Source organism: Chitinophaga sancti (assembly GCF_034424315.1).
GTDB classification, from domain to species: domain Bacteria; phylum Bacteroidota; class Bacteroidia; order Chitinophagales; family Chitinophagaceae; genus Chitinophaga; species Chitinophaga sancti.
Genome location: NZ_CP139972.1, coordinates 1433708 through 1454394 on the forward strand (window position 1 = coordinate 1433708; position 20687 = coordinate 1454394).

The window sequence follows — 20687 nt, forward strand, 5'->3', positions numbered from 1 at the left end:
TTATAACTGGTTGAGAAATATAAAATCCTCCTAACAAAGTCGCGTTGTTTCCAAAATTTAAAGATTCTAAATGCTACTTTATTTAGCGTTGAAAAACTTGTATATTAATCCCTTAATTATTGCGGTAAGCACCCCACTGAAAACAACGGTAAACGCATTTGAACATCATTCTGGGATCCTAATGGCAAGCGATCAATAAGGCAAAGGTCTGTAGCTTCCCGCTTTAATTATTGCGGCAAACCCCCACTGAAAACAACGGTAAACGTATTTGAACATCATTCTGGGGGCCTAATGGCAAGCGATCAATAAGGCAAAGGATTACAGGATAGTAATAAATTCATAGGCAATAAAGATCTGCTCCTTATGGCTTCCTGAATAACCTGGCTGAATTTAAGATGAAAATAAGTTCTGAAATAACGTGAATCATAGCTGCGGTCATCGGAGTTAAATACCCAAGGAATGCCAGTACGATACCAATCGCATCTACGATGATGGTGCCCCGGAAATTGAATTGAATCACCTTCATGCATCTCTTTGCAATCCCGATGGCTACACCAACCTTGCGCAGGTCATTATTCGTCAGTACCATATTCGCGCTTTCGAAGGCGATATTGGAAGCGGTGCCCATGGCAATACCCACATTTGCCTCCATCAAGGCAGGTGCATCGTTGATCCCATCTCCCACCATGATTACTTTTTTACCGGCAGCTTTCAGTTTTTGGATATAGGTGAGTTTGTCTGTCGGCAGCAGGTTACCCACTGCTTCGTCTACACGTAATTCCCTACCAATTACATTTACGCTGGCGGTATTGTCGCCGGATAAAAGGATGGTTTGCAGATGATGATCGTGCAGGTCTGAAATGGCTTCCCTGGCTTCGGTGCGGATAACGTCTACAATCCGAACGCCGCCCAGCACATGCTGATCACTGCCGATCAACACGGTTGTTTCGCCATTCTGACGGGCTGTTTCAAGCCATAATTCCGCAGTACCGAGATCAATCTTATTTTCTGCGAACAAGCCTGTATTACCGATCATATAGTCTTTCTTCTGTTGGGAGAACTGCAAGCCTTTGCCGGGCAGGTAATTATAGTTTTCGTATACACCTGGTTCGATGTTTTCCCTTCTGGCCGCCTCCATGATAGCGTTCGCCAATGGGTGATCGGAATGCTGCTCTCCGGTAGACAGGAGTTGCAAGAGTTCGCGGCTGTCAATGCCGTTAAAACTGCTTACATCTGTTACGATGGCTTTATTGAGGGTGAGGGTACCTGTCTTATCCAGGAGTACGGTATCTGCCTGCGCCAGTTGTTCCAGGTAAACGCCGCCTTTGATCACGACGCCTTCGCGGGCAGCACGGCCTATGCCTGCCAGGATGGCGAGTGGTGTACCGGCAGCAACGCCACAGGCACCAGCTACGACGAGGGCAGAAATCGTGGCATTCATATCGCGTGTCACAATATAAGTGATCAGCGCACCACCGAGCGCGAAATAAACAAGCTTTGCAGCCAGTTTATCGGCAGTTTTCTCAATGGGTGACTGGTTTGATTGCACGGATTCCATCACGCCGATAATGCGGCCAAAAATGGTGTCTTCCCCGATACTTGTAGCAATGACTTCCAGGACCCCATCCTGGTTAATGGTACCTGCCAGCACTTCGCTGTTCGGTCCTTTCTCTACCGGCATTGATTCCCCGGTGATGGCAGCCTGGTTTACAAAACTGGTGCCTTTGAGTACAATACCATCTACGGGGATATGTGCACCCGGGCGAACAACCACGATATCACCGGGTTGCACATCTTTTGCTGTTTGTGGCAGCAGGGCAGCCAGGCTACTCAGGGCATCGTGTCCACGTTCTACGATCAGGTGTTCCAGTAGTTCGGCCGCCAGCACGAATAAGGTAATGACAAGGCCAGTGGTATACTGTTTTACGATCAGGGTGGCCAGGACTGCAATTGACATTGACAATTCCATGGTCATGTGGCGTTTCCTGATCGCGTCAAAAGCTTCTTTGAACATAGGATAGCCGCAGATCAGGGTAGCGGCAACAGGGATAATCATGTAAGGCAATACGCCCCACAGGGATAGCGCCAGCGCCACAACGGCAGCGGTTATCCGGATAAGGTCAGATAAATGATGTTTCATGGGGCAAAAGTACCCAGGGCGTGATTGGGAAAACAGGTAAAAAACGAAGAACTTTTAGTAATTTCCCGGCAAGATTTGGAACATTTGGAGTTAAGGTTTGAGTTCTTTGCGGTAGGATTCGAAACCTTTGCGTTAAGAATCAAAACCTTCTGTGATAGGATTTGAAACCTTTTGCAGTAGGATTCAAAACCTCTTGTGGCAAGATTCAAAACCTTCTCGTTAAGAATCAAAACCTTCTGTGACAGGATTTGAAACCTTTTGCATTAAGAATCAAAACCTTTTGCAACAAGATGCAACACCTTCTCCAATAATAATCAAAAACCTTGCTATATGATAAAAAGTGATTTCGCCCTTGCAATCATAGAATACTCTGCAGATCACACGCCTATGCACCGCCATGACTGTTTTGAGATCATCTATATCCTGGAAGGCCGGGGTATTCATTTAATCAATGATAACCAGTTCCCGTATGGCAGGGGTGACCTGTTCCTGCTCACCCCTGCTGATAAACATGCCTTCCTTGCACACAGCAAATCCTCCTTCGTAATTATTGATTTTACAGCCGCATTGTTTGGGCGCAATTCCCCTATCGGCCATGATAAACCAGAACTCAGTGATTACTTCCGCCAGCTGGAATATATCTTCCAGCACGCCGGGCATTTTAAAGGATTCATCGGTTTAGACGAAGAAGACAGGAAGTTTTCCGGCTCACTCGTTCAAAGAATGGTGATAGAATGGGAACAAAATGGTACTTTTAGAGAAGTCGTGCTCCAAAATCTTGTTTTTTTACTGCTAAATATCATTGCCCGCTATGCCCAACAGCCCGTGATCAGTGAAATACCCACACAGGTGGAGTCTGCCGGCTATGAAATGACCCAGTTTATACAGCATAATATCTATGATCATCAGAAGATCAGCCTGAATGGGATTGCGGAACATTTCAATTTATCTAAAGACTATATCGGGGCTTATTTTAATAAAAAGACAGGAAAGACCATCCGGCAGTTTATCCTGGATTATAAACTGGAACTGGCAAAGAGTCGCCTCAGGTACAGCAGGATGTCTATCTCACAAATAGCGGAAGAATTAGGGTTTACGGATGAAAGTCATTTAAATAAATTGTTTAAAAGACAGGAAGGCCTGACAGCCGGCCAGTTCAGGAAGACAGGCTTTAGTTTAAAAATTCCATCATAGTTACCTGATTTACAGCGATGCGAAAATCCCCCCGTTAACCTGGCTACTCATTGCATCGATCGCGCTGAAAGGAATTCTCAGCCCTTATTTTTATTTATGAGCCAAGCTCTTTCACTTAAAAAATCAGGCTGAACAGGAAGAACAGTAAAATTATCCCCAATGCAGCAGGGCCCATTATCAGGAATATCAAAATCAGCAGCAGTAAAAAAGGACTCGGTTGTAATAGATCCATATTAATCTTTAGGATTTTGATCATAAATATTCCCTTCCAGGAAGTACTTGTTAAATGCATTCTTTTCATCGCCAAAAATGAACTGACGGTCTCCATTCGTCAGGAAGAAATACGACCCTGCGTTGAGATACATCCTGTATTCCCTTCCGCTGATTTTTATGATGCCCACCAGCTGACAATCGAAACTATCATAACTGTAATGCCAGGTGCTGCCGTTGATGGGTTTAAATCCCCTGATGATACGTACCAGGGTGGCGGAATCCAGTTTCCATTTTTCGCAGAAAGTATATTCTTCCTTGCCGGGTTCCAGGTTTTCTTTCTTCTGAAATTTTCCGACCTCGATCTTCGCTGTATCTGGAATGACTAACAATGAATCCGGTCTTTCTTCAGGTGTATCTATTGGCACGGTATGAACGGAATCTACAGGTTTTTCCCTGGTAGCTGCCTGCCTGCAATGTACAAGCAACAAGACCACCAGGCACAGGTAGGTCAAATACTTCATTTATTGATTAATTTTAAAACAAATTCCATCTGGGTATCCCTGTTCTGCAGGAAGTCTGCAAACGTGGGCCACACTGTATAATCAGGAATGATCCCTCTGCCCTCTGGCTGGTCTGGCTTCACAAGGGCATCCTGTTCCACATGAACAATTGAGAACTTTGACTTGATCTTTGAATGCGGCAATTCATATACCATGGCCATGTGACCATTGTGGTAATAATAACCACCGGTCGTTTCCACCCCTACAACTGTTACATTCCTGGCATACGACTTTACCAATGATGCCATGTGAGAGCCTGCTGAAGCCACATTTTCATCCACCAGCATATACAGTTTGCCTTTATAGCCCGGGCTCTTTGGATGGTATACCGGGTTGTATTTTGGATGTTGCATATTCTTTCCGTTGATCAGTGCAGGGAAATAATCAAGCAGGAACTTTTTCCCTTCTACTTTTTCCACGGAGTCCATTTTGTGAGATGTGGAGATGCCCCAAAAGCATTGTTCATATGGAATATCCTTTCCAATAATGCTGTAAGCTACTGCATTTTCCTTAAAGTTGGAATCTGTGAGATACATCACGGGTTGTTCGAAGTTAGGATCGCTACCACCGGGGTTTCCACGCAGATCGATGATGAGATTGGGCACATTGTTGTTCGCCAGTAACTGGAAAACGCTGTCTATATACTTTACATACCCGGGAAAGCGGGGATCCTTATCATCATCAGCCATATTAAAAATGCGGAAATTGAATAAGCCGGTATTGGGGTTCAGCATTTTAAAACTATAGGAGGCTTGTACCCGCCAGTCGGTGATGCTATCCACGGGTGCACTGAAACGTTTGTTGAACATGTCGTTGCGCTGATCGTTGGTAATGGCAGGAACGGTGATCATTTGGGTAAGCGTGGTACCCGGAGCCTGGTATGCGATTTTAAAACTGTCACTGACCCCATATTCATACAGGTACCGGATGCCATAACTTCTGTCTACGCTATTGGATTGTTTCTGGGTAATGTTAAAGCCATCTGTTGTACAATATTTGTAGAAAGATTGCATCAGTTGTTGCGCAGGTACATCATTGATACGCAGTATTTCGGAACCAACGGGAATAGCGGCGCCAACTGTATTAAAGATCATTTTCCCTTCTATGTACTTCAGTGCATAAGGGAAAAATGCCTGCTGGCGGTTCAGGTATGCTACCAGTTCTTCACCTGGTTCGGTGTAGTTATGACAGCTCCCTTCAAAATCCGTGAGTTGCAGAATAAGGTGGAAGAATTCCAGGGTGGTCATTGGCTTTTTTACCTCTTTAAAAGCCCATTTGTAGATGCTGTCAATCTGCTGAGTTGTGCGATAGCGATAAAGGCCAGAATTAGCCCCTTTACGGATGCTAAGGAAGGTTTGCAGGTCAGCTTTCATTTCCCCGGGTGTAAGGGTCTTATTGTAGGTCTGGAGGCTATCTTTCTTTAATAGTTGCGCGCTTATGCCCTGCGAGAGGAACAGGAGCAGGATGAGTACGTTTTTCATAGCTACAAATGTAGGCATGATTTTGTTACGGGTATCAGTGAACCAAAACCGATGCGATATGATACAGCAAGATCCCAAAAAGAAACAGGACGAACCATTGGTAAAACCTGATCCGGAAACCACCGGAGGACATCCGGAGGAGCATATGGATGGGCCGATCTCAACCCTTGTACGCAAGGTAGGCGAAGCGATGGCATCTAATGAGGATCTGCCTGACAATGATGGCTCCGATGAAGAAATCACCAAGAATGATAAAAAATAAGTATATTTACAGTATTGGTGTACAGAGGATCATCTCTGTACACCCTGCTATCATACTTATGTTGAATACCCTATTACTATCCTGCATTTTATCTTGTAGCGATGCACCCAAAGAACGGGGCATTGATTCTACGTTTATAGTCGCTCCTGTAGATACCAGTACCCTGCCGACCAGGATGCTTCGTTTTGCCAAAACCCTGAAGGGAACTCCGTATAAATACGGCTCTACCAATCCCCGGGTAGGGTTTGATTGCTCCGGCTTTATCACGTATGTGTTCAATCACTTCAAAATTGAGGTACCCAGGAGTAGTGCGGGTTTTACCAACGAGGGCAAACCTGTATCACTGGCGGAAGCGCAACCCGGAGACCTGATCCTGTTTACCGGCACCGACAGCACGATCCGTACTGTAGGGCATATGGGTATTATTACAAAGGTAGGCGACAGTGTTGTGTTCATTCATTCTACTTCGGGCAAGGCCTTTGGTGTCACGGAGACAACACTCGATCATTACTATATGGGCAGGTTTGTGAAGGTGATCCGGTACCTTTAATGACTTTTTAACCACTGCAGGCGGCGCTCGTCAGGCAGGTGTTTTACTGTGAAGTTGTCGAACTTTGCTTCGAAGCCCTGCCCATCAGGAGATGCTGCCATCATGCCCACCATTACCGGGTGATTGTCCTGCAAAGGGCAATTGCGTGTCATTACATAATTCACGTCATCAAGGGAGTAGAAAATCTCTACTGCATCCAGTTTTCTCACGGCTTTGATCCAGATAAACGGGGGCACCTTTTCCAGTGTGGTCACGCTCCAGTCGCTCACCTTGTGGGTTACTACCGTGCTTACATTGAACTTGCCGTCTACGAACTCCACGCCAGTTTTAATATAGTTTTCCTGGTCGGTTCTGATCATGAGGCCCATCTGGTCAAAGCGGGCTTTGTAATTACCGGTCAGTTTGACCTTTACTTCGAATTCTCCGCCATAATTGCCATAGTAAAAGGGGGCATCGTCTACGGTAAAGCCATAGTGTGAAATGCGCCAGTAATCTGTTTGCGGTGTTACGAACATCGTTAGCGTCTTATCTTTAATCTCCCATTTGGCGGGTTCGTTGAACCACTGCATTTTCTCCAGTGTTTGGGCGGATACTGTTTGCATGCTGATGAGTGAGACGACTGTCCAGAGAATCTTTTTCATACTTATTGAATTATTACTTTTGCAAATGTAAATGCTGCTTATGCAAGGTGCAATGGTTAATAATAACCAAAATATACTGAATGATACGCTGCTGACCCAGTCTTTTTCGCCGCAGGATTCGCCGTTGGCCCAGTGCCAGCTGGTGGCCAGGGTCTATGCCGGGATTGAGAATGCGGTGGCGGTGCTGAGTGACCTGAAGGCGAACAGGAGTTATATCTATGCCGGGGCTGCGGGGGCTGCGCTGGGGCTGGAGATCTCATCAGAAATCGATTCCATCTGGGAAGAAGGCCTGTTCAGCAGGATACGGCCGGACGACCTGGAGGCAAAGCATGCCATGGAACTACAGTTCTTTCACATGCTGAAAGAACTACCGAACGCCGGGCGATACGATTACTATGTAAACAGCATTCTGCATATGCGGAATGTGCAGGAGGAATATGTGGCCATACAGCACCGGATGTTTTATATCAGGAGTGCGGATAATGGGAGTATATGGATGGCCTTGTGTTTATATAATTTCCCGCCACAACAGGTGGAGGGCGATGCCTATTTTGGCAGGATTGTGAATTCCAGGACGGGGCAGGTCTTTTTGCCCGATCAGCAACAGGTAAATGCGATCTTATCTGAACGGGAAAAAGAAGTACTACGTATGATCAAAGCTGGTAGTAGCAGTAAGGAGATTGCAGCCCGGTTTTCTATCAGTGTATATACGGTAAACAGGCACCGGCAGAACATCCTGCAAAAACTGCATGTGAACAACAGCATGGCCGCGTGCAGGATTGCAGACGCGATCCATCTATTGTGAGAATGCACTACATTTGCCTCATGAAAACAATAATTACCACCCTTATATCCCTTTCTCTCTCAACCGGGATATACGCGCAAACCTTGAAAGTACCTGCCGCAAGTAGCGGAGCCAGTATCACCCAGGCAATAGGGATTCACGATGTTACCCTGAAATACAGCCGTCCGAATATGAATGGTCGTAAGATCTTTGGCGGCCTGGTTCCTTTTGGATCTGTATGGAGACTGGGAGCAAACGGTATTCCTGTTATTACCTTTGAAGATGCTGTGAGCATCGAAGGTCACAAAATTGAACCTGGTACTTATGGCCTGTTCGCCATTCCTGAAAAGGATAAATGGACCATCATCATCAGCAAGAAATCTAACCAGTGGGGTTCTTATTCCTACAGCGAAGCTGATGACCTGTTGCGTTTTACTGTAAAACCATCTACACTGCCTTATGCAGTAGAAACTTACACCATGTCTTTTGACAATGTAAGCACTGCTGCTGCGGTTCTGGCCATTGAATGGGATCATACCCAGGTACAGCTGCACCTGACTGTAGATCAGAAGGCTGAGATAAAGGCAAGTATTGATGCTGCGATGGCGGGTGAGAAGAAGCCTTATATGCAGGCAGCGCAATATTATTACGACAATAATATCGACATTAAAAAAGCGGTTGAGTACGTCAATGAAGCTGATAAGGCACAGCCAAATGTATTTTATATCAAGTACTGGAAAGCGAAGATCCTGCTGAAATCAGGTGATAAGGCCGGCGCAATTGCCAATTCAAAAGAAAGCCTGGAGCTGGCGAAGAAAGATAAGATCCAGGAGTATATTAATCTGAACAACGAGTTGCTGAAACAGGCGGGTAAGTAATACCGGCTTGTAAATAAAGCGGAGGCTGTATCAAAAGTAACAATACCCGGATTTAATACGGGTACATGATGGTGAGAATTTTTATTGATGAAATGCTCAATACCTTCAAGTTACTTTTGATGCAGCCTCTTTTTCTTTGAAAACGGGTTTCTTGTTTGTTGGTGAATTCCCTCTTTCATGAATGTTTATATAAATAAATTCAGGCAGACACTTATGCTGCCCGGTTACAGGTATCAATGATGTCTGCTGCAATCTGGTTCAGGTCATGCAAATTTTGCGGTTTCACAATGTATTTGAGTGCCCCGGCATTTAAACATTGTGTTCTGAAGTGATGGGAATTGGAAGTACTCCAAACTATTTTGGGAATGCTTACAAACTTATGGATCTGGCCAATGCGCTCAAGCACCTGCAGGCCGGTAATACCCGGCATGTTGTAATCCAATATAATAAGGCAGGGCTTATCATCTTCTCTTGATGAGAGGTACTGTAAAACTTCTGGCCCGTTGTTGAATAATTTTACGCAAACGGCTGGCGCTATTTTGTGAATGGCTTCAGAAAGTAGTGTCTGGTCTTCAATGTCATCATCTACCAGTAAAATGGTAATCTGGTCTTTGCACATAAGTGTACGTCCCCCGGCTATTAGGGCGCCGCAAAATTAGTGATTTTTATTAATTTCCGTCCATGCAGGAGAAAACAGGTTTTGACCATCTCCGGCGCTTGAAGGCTACGGCCGACGCTGCCATTGACCTGATCCGGGTACTTAAAGTAGTACGAAATGAGGAGGGTACAATTACAGACTTTGTATATGTGATGAATCAGCCGGCGGCAGAAATATTTTATGGGAGACCCGGCTGGTCAATCCCGGATAAAAGATTTCGAGGTCTGTAAACATGGGGGAACCGGTTCAGCTGGAGATTCATGTGGGATCCTGCCTTTCCAGGGCCTTTTAAAGAGTAATTCACCTATTATTTCCCAATAGAGACACTTACAAACAAAAAAATCCTGTCAGGTAAAAGCAAGCAGCTTTTTACCTGACAGGATTTTAAATGTTCTGATACAACTACTCTTCTGCCAGTTTGTATACGGTAGAATAGGCATTAGCCCGGTCTTTCTTATGCCAGCAGGAGAAAGCAATGAACTCGTGCTCCTTCCCTACTACCATACCTCTCATTTCAAAATCACCGAACTGGCATACGATGGCGCGCTTGTCTGTCACCGTGTACGTACCCACCGAATCCTGGTCATGAGCATTCCGTTCGTCATACTTTGACTGGTCAATAATTTTAGTCGTAAGGACTACTTTGCTTTCTGCCTGGGAAAAACGTAAACTGGTTTTATAGAGATAGCCATCAAAGTTTCCGCCGGCAATCCAGTCTACAAACGCGTCAATAGGTCCTTCATACACCTTGTCAAATACAATTCTTTCGATACTCATAGGATAGTAAAAATATGGACCTGTAAATTATAAAAATTTATCAAATATCCTAATGTATAGTCGGGTATCATTTTGAATTTGACCAGGTGCAGGGCCTCGTGAGTATCCTCATCATTCGAAAATCAGGTCGAAAAGTTAAGTAAATTGAAAAATATCTAAAATACTCAGGGGGTCTTTGAAAATATTCACGAAATATAAAATGGGTATTGACAATAATAAAAATCCTGATAACTTTGTCATCAGATGACACGACATCGAACTTTAAAATTAGACTTTAATTAATACTTTAAGAAGCAATGGCAAATTATTTTAATTCTTTACCCCTCAGGGAGCAACTGAACCAATTAGGTGTTTGCGAGTTCATGGACATCGCAGAATTTGCTGACGGCGTAGCTGCCCTCAAAGGTAAGAAAGTAGTTATCGTTGGAGCAGGAGCTCAGGGTTTAAATCAGGGTCTGAACCTCAGAGACAGTGGTCTGGACATTTCCTATGCACTGCGCCAGGAAGCGATCGACAAAAAGAGAGATTCCTGGAAAAATGCAACTGACAACAATTTTAAGGTTGGTACATTCGAAGAGCTGATTCCCGGTGCTGATGTGGTAGTGAACCTCACTCCTGATAAGCAACACACTGCTGTGGTAACTAAGATAATGCCTCTGATGAAACAAAATTCTACCCTGCTGTACTCTCACGGGTTCAACATTGTAGAAGAAGGTATGCAAATTCGTAAAGACATCACCGTTATAATGGTGGCACCTAAATGCCCGGGTTCTGAAGTAAGAGCTGAGTACCTGCGTGGCTTTGGTGTACCTACCCTGATCGCCGTTCACCCGGAGAACGATCCTGAAGGTAAAGGCCTGGAACAGGCGAAAGCTTATTGCGTTGGTACCGGTGGCCACAGGGCTGGTGTACTGCGTTCTTCTTTCGTTGCTGAGGTAAAGTCTGACCTGATGGGTGAGCAAACCATCCTGTGTGGTCTGCTGCAAACCGGTTCTATCCTGTCTTTCGACAAAATGCTGGAGAAAGGGATCGATGCTGGTTACGCTTCTAAATTAGTACAATACGGTGTAGAAGTAGTAACTGAAGCCCTGAAACATGGTGGTGTAAGTGGTATGATGGACCGTTTGAGCAACCCTGCCAAGGTAGCTGCTTTCAAAATTTCTGAAGAACTGAAGACCATCATGCGTCCGCTGTTCCAGAAACACCAGGACGACATCATGAGCGGTGAATTCAGCAGCACGATGATGAAAGACTGGGCGAACGGTGATGCGAACCTCCTGAAATGGAGAGCTGAAACCGGCGAAACTGCTTTCGAAAAAACACCTGCTGGCGACGTGAAGATCGGCGAACAGGAATACTTTGACAACTACACCCTGATGGTAGCATTCATCAGAGCAGGTGTGGAACTGGCTTTCGAAACAATGGTGGAAGCTGGTATCAAAGCTGAATCTGCATACTACGAGTCTCTGCACGAAACACCACTGATCGCAAATACTATTGCGCGTAAGAAACTGTTCGAAATGAACCGCGTGATCTCTGATACTGCTGAATATGGCTGCTACCTGTTCGATCAGGCTTGTAAACCATTGCTGGCTGGTTTCATGAAGAAGGTTGATACTGACCTGGTTGGTAAAAACTTCAACGAAGGTAAAACTGGTTCCGTTGATAACGTAGAACTGGTGCACATCAACGCTATCCTGCGCGACCACCCGGTTGAAGTAGTAGGTAGAAAACTGCGTAAAGCAATGACTGCTATGAAGGCAATCAAAACTGCCTGATTATATTGTAAGAGGCTGTGCTAATGCGCAGCCTCTTATAACCTTTCCCAGGAGGTGAGCACCTCTTCATTCAGAAATCGGAATATGATGTCAGAGTCCGTTGTTAGTATTTTAAACCTGCACCTCAGGTTTAAAGACAAGATTGTATTAGATAATTTAAGCTGGAATATAGTTCGTGGACAAAACTGGGTGCTGAACGGAATTAGTGGAAGCGGAAAAACAAGCCTTGCCCAACTAATAGAAACACCGAAAGGAATCGACGGCAGCATTGAATATAATTTTGATAAGAACAGCATTCTTCCACAACAGGTACTCTACGTATCCAACTGGTACCACTTCAGGAATTTAGAAGGCGATGCTAATTTTTACTACCAGCAGCGCTATAACCGTAAACAGGCGAGAGAAACACTGACTGTAGAAGGCGATTTTAAAGTCTTTGGAAAAGAAAAGCATCTCCACTTAGCTGATGCCGATAAGATTATCGATGCACTCGGATACAGGGAATTGCTGGACTCACAGCTGATAGAGCTCTCCAGCGGTGAACACAAAAAGCTCCAGCTAATCAAGGCCCTCTGGCTCAAACCACAACTACTGATCCTGGACCAGCCATATGCAGGTCTGGACGTAGCCTCCAGAAAGAACTTAAATACCCTGCTGGAAGAATTTTCCTCCCAGGGGGCGCAATATATCCTGATCACCAACGATTCCGGCGTACCCGGTAACGTGCATATGTATGCCCGGATCATTGATGGTCAGTTAGTCACGTCGGCGACCAATGAACATTCATCTGAAATCCTGCACGAACTGGCGCCACTGCCCGCATTCCTCACGGAGAAACCCGTGTATCATGCAGACCAGGTGGTGAAGATGAGCGGCATGAATATTCACTATGGTGAGAAACAGGTGCTGAACAACATCAACTGGGAAGTAAAGGCAGGTGAGAAATGGCTGTTGCAGGGGCATAACGGATCCGGTAAGTCTACCTTACTGAGCCTTGTTTGTGCGGACCATCCACAGTCTTATGTAGATGGCCTCTTCCTCTTTGGCAAGCAACGTGGCAGCGGAGAAAGCATCTGGGAGATCAAGGAAAAGATCGGTTTAATCAGCCCGGAACTGCACTGGTACTTCGACCCCGCCGCGACGGTGTTCACCAGTATTGCATCGGGATTTTATGATTCTATTGGCTTGTTCAAGCAGTTGCCTTATTCGCAGACGCTGAAGGTGAGGGAGATCATTGATTTCCTGCACCTGAAAGAGGTGCAGCACGAGCTGCTCAATACGCTGCCCTTAGGGAAACAACGCCTGGCATTGCTGGCAAGAGCGATTATCAAGAACCCGGAATTACTGATCCTGGATGAACCTTGCCAGGGCCTGGACAATGACCAGACACAATACTTCAATAAGTTTGTAGACAAACTTTGCGCTAACGGAACAACCTTAATTTATGTAGGCCATTACGAATCGGCCCTTCCTTCCTGCCTGGAGAAAAGAATTTTGCTGGATAAAGGACATGTGGTAAAAATAGAAACGATTCAATAGCTGACATGACTAAAATACACAGGAAAACACTTGCAGAAGAAGTAGCGGATCGCATCAATGACCTGATAGTCAATGGTACCTACCAGGTAGGCGAAAAGCTGCCGAATGAAACGGATATGATGGCTTCTTTTGGGGTGGGCCGCTCTACCATCAGGGAAGCGATTAAACTGCTGGCCAATATCGGGATTCTCGATGTGCGCCATGGGGTAGGATCTTTTGTGAATGAGCTGGTGAGTTCCCGCGAACCCATCGATGTACGCCTGAGCAAGGCCGATACTAGGCACATAGACGAAGTACGCGCCTGGCTGGAGATCAAGATGGCGGAGAAAGCGGCCATGAACCGAACGGAAGCGGATATCCGCAGCATGGCAGATGTGCTGCAGCGCAGGGATCATTTTGGAAAGACGGGCCAGATCGAGCAAAGCATTGACGAGGACCTGGCCTTCCATAGCTGTATGGCCCATGCCACCTGCAACCCGGTGCTGGAAGACCTGTACAAGGCGACTGCCAAACATGTAAAGAGATACCTGCTGGATACAATGAGAGATACGACGATTATGACCGTGACCCAGGAACTGCATGCAGAATTATTAGATGCCATTACCCGCCAGGACTGCGAACAGGCCGTTGCCGCTATAAAGGAGATACTCGAATATTGAATATAACGTACATTTACGCCCAAAAATACCTATGAAAAAGGCCATGTATTTATTGGGGCTGGCTATAATTCTGACTATTCCGACCTATGCACAACCCTTCACGCAACTATTCCGGCAGGCCATAGAGTCGGGCATGTTCTCAGGACAAGCCGTGATTCTGAAAGATGGTGCTGTAATTTACGGCAAGCAAAACGGCTATTCTGAGAACAGCAGCAAAAGACCCCTGACCGCCAATACCCTGTATAATACAAGTTATCTTACCAAACAATTTACTGAAGAAATTATCCGCCAGCTCATCGCTGAAGGAGACCTCGATGAACTGTCTTCTGTAGACCAGTTCGTGGATATTTTTCCGCCTAAAACGGGCAAGGCCATCACCGTGGCACAGTTGCTGACCAAGCGTTCCGGCCTGGGGGATTATGAGCATAGCCCGGATTATGCAAAGATCAGGAAGACGGATTTTAAACTGCACGACCTGCTGCAGATCATTTCCTGGCAGCCCCTGTTATTTGATCCGGGCACGGGCGAGGCGTATTCCAATTCTGCGTATATAGTACTGGGTGCGGTCATTGAGAAGATCACCGGACAGTCTTTTGGAGATGCCGTGCGGACCAGGATCGGCACCCCATTGGGGATGACTTCAATAGCATATACCAAGGCAGAAAAACTGGCCAGTACGAACCGTGCCTATGGTCAGCTCCTGAACCCGGATGGTACGAAAACCAATGTGGATGATATTGAGAATGGTCATCCTGATGAAGGGATTTATACGACCCTGGATGATATGCTGAAATTCGTGGAAGCGAAACGGAAACAACAGCTCCCCTCCCATTATAATTATCCGCTGGACATGGACCTGACAGGGAGTTTGCCGACATGGACATCTGCAATAGGCTATACTGAAGACGGATATAGTTACGTGATCCTGTGTAATATGGGGGAGTCTGCAGATCGCATTGCACCGCGCGTGCGTTCGGTGATGAAAGATGGTAGCTATAAACCCTTTACGCCGCCTACACAGCTCACGCTGTATAAATGGATTACGGGGAATGGAATGCCTTATGTAGAGCAACATGTGAAGGAATTGTGCGAGTCAGATGGGAAGAAATTCGATGCTGGTTTTTTGAATGCGAATGGAGATATTTTTATGCAGGCAAAGCAGACCGGGTTTGGGATTGCCTTGTTTAAGCTGAATGTAAAACTGTTCCCGGGTAGCGCGGCTGCTTATGAATGTTTAGGGAATGCATATCTGCAGATAGGTGATAAGGCCAATGCGGAGGTGAATTATAAAAAGGTGATGGAATTAGATCCGAAGAATGGTCGTGTGAAAGACATCCTGAGTGCTAAATAGAATTTGTGCCACTTGCATGAAATTGAAATTTATAGAAATACCTGAGATCTCTCATGACCTTGGCCTGAAACAGGCAGCTGATGGGATCCTGGTATTCAACAGTGAACATGATGAATCCAGGCGGGTGCATGGGCGGCCTTTCCGTTCCAGCCATTTCTCTGTGATCTATATTTTTGAAGGGAGCTTACAATTTAAGGTGAACCTGTCGGCGTATCAGCTGCAGGCGGGGGAAATGATGATTATTCATCCCTCAGCGATCAGGGAGCTGCTGCAAGGTAGTCCTCATCTACGTTTTGGCGGATTGTTCTTTACCCCTGAGTATCTTTTCAAATCAGGATTTTACAAAAAGCATATTGAACTATTCCATTTTTTCGGAAGCGAGTTTGAGCCGCATTTACAGGCGGCTCCAGCTGCTTCCGAGAAGATGCGGCATTTATTTACCCTGTTGCTACAGCTGGTGCCGGATACTGATAACACGATCATTGACCTGATCTTCCAGGCGACTATCCTGCAACTGGGTATGACTTATAATGAAACGCACAGTCAGCAGGCGGAGATGGTACCTTCTAACAGGAAGGATAACCTGGTGTACCGGTTTTTGCAGCTCCTGCCTATGCATTTCAGGGAGGAACATGAGGTGGGGTTTTATGCGGGGAAATTATTTGTGAATGCGAAATACCTGACGCAGGCCTTGAAAGAGAAGACGGGCAAGACGGCGAGAGACTTTATCACGGAAATGATTATACTGGATGCGCGGGTGATGCTGGATAACCCGGCATTGTCTGTTAGCCAGGTTGCGGAGAGTCTTGGTTTTTCTGACCAGTTTCATTTCAGTCATTTCTTTAAGAAACATACGGGGCATACGCCGAGCAGGTATCGTACGGCTCAGTAGAAGCTTTTTTTTAAGAAACATACGGGGGCATACGCCGAGTAGCTATCGTACCGCCCAATAGAAACTTCCTTTTAAGAAACATACCGGGCATATGCCATCCAGCTATCGTACCCCCCAATAGAAACTTCCTTTTAAGCATATTTAGGGGGCATATCACTATATATCCACCCATTTTACGCCGGAAATTTGCATGTATAAATATTACGTACATTGAAACTGCAAAACATTCCGGTGCTATGCCTGCTGCTGTACGCGGCAACAGGCTATGCCGCACCAAATGACACTTTACCGCTATCACTTCAGCAGCTTATTGCCACTGCACAATCCCACAGCAGGCAGTTAAAACTCTCACAGGCAGCCATAGACGTGGCCAAAGCAATGTCAGACGAAGCGAAATTGTCAAAACTCCCCTATTTAAATTTTACTGCAGATGCGGGCTACCTCGGCAATGTGGCCGTGATAGGATTAGGGAGCATGCCTTCAGGATCTTATGAAATGCCTCATTTTTCTAATAACTATGGCCTGATGGCATCGTATATCGTCTATGCCGGCGATAAGCTGAATACGGGCATTAAACTGGCTTCTATTGAAGAAAGGATTGCCGGCCTGAATTATGAAAGAGCGAACCAGGATGTGAAACTGGTCCTGTCCGGCTACTACCTCGATCTGTATAGTTTATTGAAGCAACGCAGGGTGTATGAAGAGAACATTGCCGAGAGCAAACTCCTGCAGGACAAGATCAAAAACCGCTATGATGCAGGTACTGCCCTAAAAAGTGATTTTGTGCGAAGCGAGTTGCTGGTGGCCAATATGGAACTGGCCTTATTAAAGCTCAATAACAACATTGATATCATTAATAATAAACTGGTGGAGATGGTGGATTTGCCGGAGCATACGGTGATTGTGCCGGAGGAAATCAGTGGTGTTGATCATGAAGGTATGCTGGCAGGTGCTAAGGCCAAACTACCTGAACAGGAACGTGCATACCCTGGTTATGAAAACACGATGCCCGCCCGGGAGCCCAGCCTGCCCGAATACCAAAAAACAGCAGCCCTTTACAATCCCGATCTTGCTACGAATCGACTCGCCATTTCAGCTGCTGAAAAGAGTTTCAAAATGGTTCGCGCAGATCGCCTCCCCTCCATCAGTTTATTTGCCACCAGTAATTTTAACCGCCCATTCATATACGACCTTCCAGCTATTGACATCTATTCCAACCTATGGATGGCAGGTGTGCGCCTGAACTATGACATTGGCAGTTTGTATACAAACAAGCGCAAATCAAAAACCGCTGAACAGCGCATTACACAAGCCCGTATGGCAGCTACCCTGGGTGAAGAGCATGTACGCACCACTGTTTACGAGGCATACAAACATTACAGGGAATCTATTGATCAACTGACTGCCATGAAAAAAGAGCTGGCCCTGGCCAATGAAAACTATCGCCGTGTCACCAACAGTTACCACCAGCAACTGATGCTCATTACCGATGTCATGGATGCCAGCAATGCACGCTTATCAGCAGAGCTGCAATTGCAAACCGCACAGGCACATATCGCATTTACATACTATCAATTACTAAGAACAACAGGAAAGTTATGAAGAAAAAGAACCTTGCTTTTAATATATTCTTTGGACTGATTGCAGTAGCGGCCATCGTGATCGCAACCAGGTATTTCTTTCATCTCAGTACCAGGGAAATGAGTGATGATGCGCAGGTACAACAACTCCTCTCCCCTGTCAATGCCCGGGTGGGCGGGTATATCAGGGAGATCCGTTTTACCGAATTCCAGCAAGTACACAAGGGTGATACCCTCGTCATCATCGATCCAGGTGATTACCTGGTACAGAGATCCCTGGCTGAAGCAGGACTGCTCGATGCACAGGCAGGCAAGTCTGTGGCACAGTCTACCGTAAGCACAGTACAAAGTAATCTTTCAATTTCTGATGCGAACATCGGGGAGATCAGGGCACGGCTCTGGAACGCGGAAAAGAACCTGCAACGCTATGAGATCCTGCTGAAACAGGAATCTATTACCCAGCAGCAATATGACCAGGCAGCCAGCGATTACGAATCCCTGAAAGCCCGCCTCCTATCACTGGAGAATGTTAAAACCGCCTCCTCCCGCTCTGTTACGGAAGCCAGCAACCGGGTTTCTGTGAATGAAGCCAATATCAAAAGAGCGGAAGCGAACCTGGAGATGGCCAACCTGAACCTCAGCTATACAGTGATCCTCGCTCCCTGCGATGGCACGATTGGCCGGAAGACGATCATCGTAGGCCAGCTGGTGCAACAGGGACAGCCTATTGTAAGTGTGGTAGATGATAAACAGAAATGGGTGACAGTGAACTTCCGGGAGAAACAAATGCCACAGGTGCAGGTGGGAAAAAAGGTACGCATTCATATTGATGCCTTTCCTGACAAGGAGTTCAGCGGCCAGGTGCAGTCTATTGCGACTGCTACGGGAGCCGTATTTTCTATGGTGCCGACGGACAATGCGACCGGCAATTTCGTAAAGGTGCAGCAACGTATACCCGTACGGGTGGAGTTTACAGCAGATAATGACAAGGCTCTTTTATCCCAGCTGCGTGCAGGAATGAATGCCGTAGTGACCATTTCAAAATAAGGCTATGAATAATCGGATTGCGGCTTTAAAGCCCTGGGTGCCCAATAATGCAGGCTTGCTGCTTTACCTGCTCTTTGTGTTTACATTCCAGTTTTCGAATGGGGTGTATATGAGCCTGTTGGGCGAGATCATTGGTGCTAACCAGTTTTACAGGGAGGATCTGTCTTATGCTTTCCAGGCATCGATGGTGGGCATGTGCGTAGTATTTCCATTATTATTCAGGTTTAAGTTCAGGTATTTATCACAGGAGATCTTACTTGTTACGTCAGCAGTGACGCTGGTATTGATCCTGGTGAGTGTATATACCAGCTCGATCCCTGTATTAGTGGTGGCAGGTTTCTTTATTGGTGCATTTAAAATGGTGGGCACCTTTGAGTCCTTCAGTTCCATTCAGCTGATCATTACGCCCAGTCGTGATTTCGGGATCTTTTTCAGCGTGGTGTATACGGTGGTATTGTTAAGTGTACAATTATCCGGTTTGATGGCGGTATACCTGGCGGATCATTACAACTGGCAACTGATGTACTACATAATGAGCGGGATGCTGGGCGTACAAATTCTACTGGTGCTTGTTTTCCTGCGCCCGATACGGGTGATCAGGAAATTACCATTGGTAGGGATCGACTGGAAAGGGATGGCATTGTGGTCTATGCTGCTGATGACCATTGCCTTTGTAGCGGCTTATGGACAATTGGAAGACTGGCTGGCATCAGAGAAAATAGTTTATGCGACGGTGTTGATTGGATTGCTGGCGCCACTTGTTTACCTGCGAACGGTGAGCACGCGGAGAGCCTATATTTTACCCGTGTGTTTTAAGTTCCGGAACGTGAATATTTCAGTCGTGATGATCTTACTGCTGCAGATATTTCTGAATACGAGCAACAGTATTTTAAGTCCTTTTACTGCCGCTATCATGAAACTGGACAGGGTGAATACGATCAACCTGAACTGGTGGGTGGCAGCGGGGATCTTGTTAGCCGCCGTTTTTTCACTCATCTGGTTTACTAAGATTAACGGGCCATTCAGGTGGTTGTTTGCCCTGGGTTTTACAAGCCTGACCCTATATCATGGTCTGCTCTTCTTTTGTTTCAGTTCCGCGGCGGGCAAAGAGATTCTAGGGCTGCCTTATATGCTGAGGGGATTTGGGAACCTGATTGTTTATGTGGGTGTGGCTAAGTATATGATGAAGGATGTATCGTTCCCGCTTTTTCCGCAGGCGTTGTTTATTGTGGGGTTGGCCAGGAATGCGATCGGGGGCACGATGGCGGGGGCTGCGATTGGTGACCTTGAGCATCATAAGGTGACGGATTACCTGCTTAAACTGGCGGCTAAGACGGATGCCGTCCAGACCGGGCATATGCCGGCAGGGGCATTGTATGGTAAGTTTTACCTGCAATCATTGCTGCTGGCGGGCAGGGATATATTTGGTCTGGTAACAGTGATGGGAATGGTCATCGTAGTGGGTATTATTTTTTATCACTTCCAGCAACCATTTGTGCGGCGGATGCCGGGATGGAACTACGTCAGGAAAATGAAGTTCTATCAAAAGTAAAAGGAAGGGGGGCGGAATGCGCCCCCCGGTAGCCGGATAAAAAGGGGGTGTCTCACGTTTTTGAGGCAGCCCTGACCATCCATCGATATTTTCGATGGTTTAGATAGAAAAATAAGGTTTGGCCGATCCATCAAACTTCAGACCTTTGCAG

General features: G+C 46.1%; 20 protein-coding genes. 14 read left to right on the forward strand and 6 right to left on the reverse strand.

Annotation, left to right across the window (positions count from 1 at the left end; genetic code table 11):
* Positions 1-361 precede the first annotated feature (361 nt).
* Positions 362-2140: a heavy metal translocating P-type ATPase gene (locus U0033_RS05255; protein ID WP_072365887.1), complete on the reverse strand. Its 1779-nt coding sequence runs from the start codon at positions 2138-2140 to the stop codon at positions 362-364.
* Between the two features lie 330 nt (positions 2141-2470).
* On the opposite strand from U0033_RS05255, the gene U0033_RS05260 reads away from it, so the two are divergent.
* Positions 2471-3334 (forward strand): helix-turn-helix transcriptional regulator, encoded by an 864-nt coding sequence (locus U0033_RS05260; RefSeq protein WP_072365889.1) that lies wholly within the window; start codon positions 2471-2473, stop codon positions 3332-3334.
* Between the two features lie 233 nt (positions 3335-3567).
* On the opposite strand, the gene U0033_RS05265 is transcribed toward U0033_RS05260, so the two are convergent.
* Complete coding sequence (locus tag U0033_RS05265) at positions 3568-4068, reverse strand: hypothetical protein (protein ID WP_072365891.1); 501 nt, start codon at positions 4066-4068, stop codon at positions 3568-3570.
* Positions 4065-5588 carry a S41 family peptidase gene (locus tag U0033_RS05270; RefSeq protein ID WP_072365893.1) on the reverse strand — a complete coding sequence of 508 codons (1524 nt, stop codon included), beginning with the start codon at positions 5586-5588 and terminating at the stop codon, positions 4065-4067. The genes U0033_RS05265 and U0033_RS05270 overlap by 4 nt, the downstream gene beginning before the upstream one ends.
* A gap of 58 nt (positions 5589-5646) precedes the next feature.
* On the opposite strand from U0033_RS05270, the gene U0033_RS05275 reads away from it, so the two are divergent.
* Positions 5647-5850 carry a hypothetical protein gene (locus U0033_RS05275; protein ID WP_072365896.1) on the forward strand — a complete coding sequence of 68 codons (204 nt, stop codon included), beginning with the start codon at positions 5647-5649 and terminating at the stop codon, positions 5848-5850.
* Positions 5837-6400: a C40 family peptidase gene (locus tag U0033_RS05280; protein ID WP_177318744.1), complete on the forward strand. Its 564-nt coding sequence runs from the start codon at positions 5837-5839 to the stop codon at positions 6398-6400. The genes U0033_RS05275 and U0033_RS05280 overlap by 14 nt, the downstream gene beginning before the upstream one ends.
* On the opposite strand, the gene U0033_RS05285 is transcribed toward U0033_RS05280, so the two are convergent.
* Positions 6397-7041 carry a DUF1349 domain-containing protein gene (locus U0033_RS05285; RefSeq protein ID WP_072365898.1) on the reverse strand — a complete coding sequence of 215 codons (645 nt, stop codon included), beginning with the start codon at positions 7039-7041 and terminating at the stop codon, positions 6397-6399. The genes U0033_RS05280 and U0033_RS05285 overlap by 4 nt on opposite strands.
* A gap of 40 nt (positions 7042-7081) precedes the next feature.
* Between U0033_RS05285 and U0033_RS05290 the strand changes: the two genes are divergently transcribed.
* Together U0033_RS05290 and U0033_RS05295 are read left to right on the forward strand one after the other, a co-directional pair.
* A complete protein-coding gene (locus U0033_RS05290) occupies positions 7082-7846 on the forward strand; it encodes a response regulator transcription factor (protein ID WP_218164121.1) in 765 nt (254 codons plus the stop codon).
* Positions 7847-7866: 20 nt separating this feature from the next.
* Positions 7867-8703 (forward strand): DUF2911 domain-containing protein, encoded by an 837-nt coding sequence (locus U0033_RS05295; RefSeq protein WP_083571895.1) that lies wholly within the window; start codon positions 7867-7869, stop codon positions 8701-8703.
* Between the two features lie 211 nt (positions 8704-8914).
* Here the strand turns inward: U0033_RS05295 and U0033_RS05300 are convergent, their stop codons facing one another.
* Positions 8915-9322, reverse strand: coding sequence for a response regulator (locus tag U0033_RS05300; RefSeq protein WP_072365902.1), 408 nt, complete (start codon positions 9320-9322; stop codon positions 8915-8917).
* Between the two features lie 62 nt (positions 9323-9384).
* On the opposite strand from U0033_RS05300, the gene U0033_RS05305 reads away from it, so the two are divergent.
* Positions 9385-9591: a hypothetical protein gene (locus U0033_RS05305; RefSeq protein ID WP_072365904.1), complete on the forward strand. Its 207-nt coding sequence runs from the start codon at positions 9385-9387 to the stop codon at positions 9589-9591.
* Positions 9592-9763: 172 nt separating this feature from the next.
* Here the strand turns inward: U0033_RS05305 and U0033_RS05310 are convergent, their stop codons facing one another.
* On the reverse strand, positions 9764-10138 hold the full coding sequence (locus U0033_RS05310; protein WP_072365906.1) for a hypothetical protein: 375 nt from the start codon (positions 10136-10138) through the stop codon (positions 9764-9766).
* Positions 10139-10434: 296 nt separating this feature from the next.
* On the opposite strand from U0033_RS05310, the gene ilvC reads away from it, so the two are divergent.
* The 8 genes from ilvC (at position 10435) to U0033_RS05350 (ending at position 20536) form a co-directional block, all read left to right on the forward strand.
* Complete coding sequence (ilvC, locus tag U0033_RS05315) at positions 10435-11916, forward strand: ketol-acid reductoisomerase (protein ID WP_072365908.1); 1482 nt, start codon at positions 10435-10437, stop codon at positions 11914-11916.
* Between the two features lie 84 nt (positions 11917-12000).
* Positions 12001-13455: an ATP-binding cassette domain-containing protein gene (locus U0033_RS05320; RefSeq protein WP_072365910.1), complete on the forward strand. Its 1455-nt coding sequence runs from the start codon at positions 12001-12003 to the stop codon at positions 13453-13455.
* Between the two features lie 5 nt (positions 13456-13460).
* Positions 13461-14114 carry a FadR/GntR family transcriptional regulator gene (locus U0033_RS05325; RefSeq protein ID WP_072365912.1) on the forward strand — a complete coding sequence of 218 codons (654 nt, stop codon included), beginning with the start codon at positions 13461-13463 and terminating at the stop codon, positions 14112-14114.
* A gap of 31 nt (positions 14115-14145) precedes the next feature.
* Positions 14146-15465: a serine hydrolase gene (locus U0033_RS05330; RefSeq protein WP_072365914.1), complete on the forward strand. Its 1320-nt coding sequence runs from the start codon at positions 14146-14148 to the stop codon at positions 15463-15465.
* 16 nt (positions 15466-15481) lie between these two features.
* The gene (locus U0033_RS05335) at positions 15482-16357 is read left to right on the forward strand and encodes an AraC family transcriptional regulator (protein WP_072365917.1); all 876 of its coding nucleotides are present in this window, start codon (positions 15482-15484) and stop codon (positions 16355-16357) included.
* Positions 16358-16567: 210 nt separating this feature from the next.
* On the forward strand, positions 16568-17959 hold the full coding sequence (locus tag U0033_RS05340) for a TolC family protein (RefSeq protein ID WP_072365921.1): 1392 nt from the start codon (positions 16568-16570) through the stop codon (positions 17957-17959).
* Positions 17956-18984 carry an HlyD family secretion protein gene (locus tag U0033_RS05345; RefSeq protein ID WP_072365923.1) on the forward strand — a complete coding sequence of 343 codons (1029 nt, stop codon included), beginning with the start codon at positions 17956-17958 and terminating at the stop codon, positions 18982-18984. The genes U0033_RS05340 and U0033_RS05345 overlap by 4 nt, the downstream gene beginning before the upstream one ends.
* A 4-nt stretch (positions 18985-18988) precedes the next feature.
* A complete protein-coding gene (locus U0033_RS05350; protein ID WP_072365925.1) occupies positions 18989-20536 on the forward strand; it encodes an MFS transporter in 1548 nt (515 codons plus the stop codon).
* Positions 20537-20687 lie beyond the last annotated feature (151 nt).

What these genes read in the sequence shown, in the direction of transcription:
- U0033_RS05255 (WP_072365887.1), bottom strand. Translation starts at nt 2,140, where the DNA reads ATGAAACATCATTTATCTGACCTTATCCGGATAACCGCTGCCGTTGTG.
- U0033_RS05260 (WP_072365889.1), top strand. Translation starts at nt 2,471, where the DNA reads ATGATAAAAAGTGATTTCGCCCTTGCAATCATAGAATACTCTGCAGAT.
- U0033_RS05265 (WP_072365891.1), bottom strand. Translation starts at nt 4,068, where the DNA reads ATGAAGTATTTGACCTACCTGTGCCTGGTGGTCTTGTTGCTTGTACAT.
- U0033_RS05270 (WP_072365893.1), bottom strand. Translation starts at nt 5,588, where the DNA reads ATGAAAAACGTACTCATCCTGCTCCTGTTCCTCTCGCAGGGCATAAGC.
- U0033_RS05275 (WP_072365896.1), top strand. Translation starts at nt 5,647, where the DNA reads ATGATACAGCAAGATCCCAAAAAGAAACAGGACGAACCATTGGTAAAA.
- U0033_RS05280 (WP_177318744.1), top strand. Translation starts at nt 5,837, where the DNA reads ATGATAAAAAATAAGTATATTTACAGTATTGGTGTACAGAGGATCATC.
- U0033_RS05285 (WP_072365898.1), bottom strand. Translation starts at nt 7,041, where the DNA reads ATGAAAAAGATTCTCTGGACAGTCGTCTCACTCATCAGCATGCAAACA.
- U0033_RS05290 (WP_218164121.1), top strand. Translation starts at nt 7,082, where the DNA reads ATGCAAGGTGCAATGGTTAATAATAACCAAAATATACTGAATGATACG.
- U0033_RS05295 (WP_083571895.1), top strand. Translation starts at nt 7,867, where the DNA reads ATGAAAACAATAATTACCACCCTTATATCCCTTTCTCTCTCAACCGGG.
- U0033_RS05300 (WP_072365902.1), bottom strand. Translation starts at nt 9,322, where the DNA reads ATGTGCAAAGACCAGATTACCATTTTACTGGTAGATGATGACATTGAA.
- U0033_RS05305 (WP_072365904.1), top strand. Translation starts at nt 9,385, where the DNA reads ATGCAGGAGAAAACAGGTTTTGACCATCTCCGGCGCTTGAAGGCTACG.
- U0033_RS05310 (WP_072365906.1), bottom strand. Translation starts at nt 10,138, where the DNA reads ATGAGTATCGAAAGAATTGTATTTGACAAGGTGTATGAAGGACCTATT.
- ilvC (WP_072365908.1), top strand. Translation starts at nt 10,435, where the DNA reads ATGGCAAATTATTTTAATTCTTTACCCCTCAGGGAGCAACTGAACCAA.
- U0033_RS05320 (WP_072365910.1), top strand. Translation starts at nt 12,001, where the DNA reads ATGATGTCAGAGTCCGTTGTTAGTATTTTAAACCTGCACCTCAGGTTT.
- U0033_RS05325 (WP_072365912.1), top strand. Translation starts at nt 13,461, where the DNA reads ATGACTAAAATACACAGGAAAACACTTGCAGAAGAAGTAGCGGATCGC.
- U0033_RS05330 (WP_072365914.1), top strand. Translation starts at nt 14,146, where the DNA reads ATGAAAAAGGCCATGTATTTATTGGGGCTGGCTATAATTCTGACTATT.
- U0033_RS05335 (WP_072365917.1), top strand. Translation starts at nt 15,482, where the DNA reads ATGAAATTGAAATTTATAGAAATACCTGAGATCTCTCATGACCTTGGC.
- U0033_RS05345 (WP_072365923.1), top strand. Translation starts at nt 17,956, where the DNA reads ATGAAGAAAAAGAACCTTGCTTTTAATATATTCTTTGGACTGATTGCA.
- U0033_RS05350 (WP_072365925.1), top strand. Translation starts at nt 18,989, where the DNA reads ATGAATAATCGGATTGCGGCTTTAAAGCCCTGGGTGCCCAATAATGCA.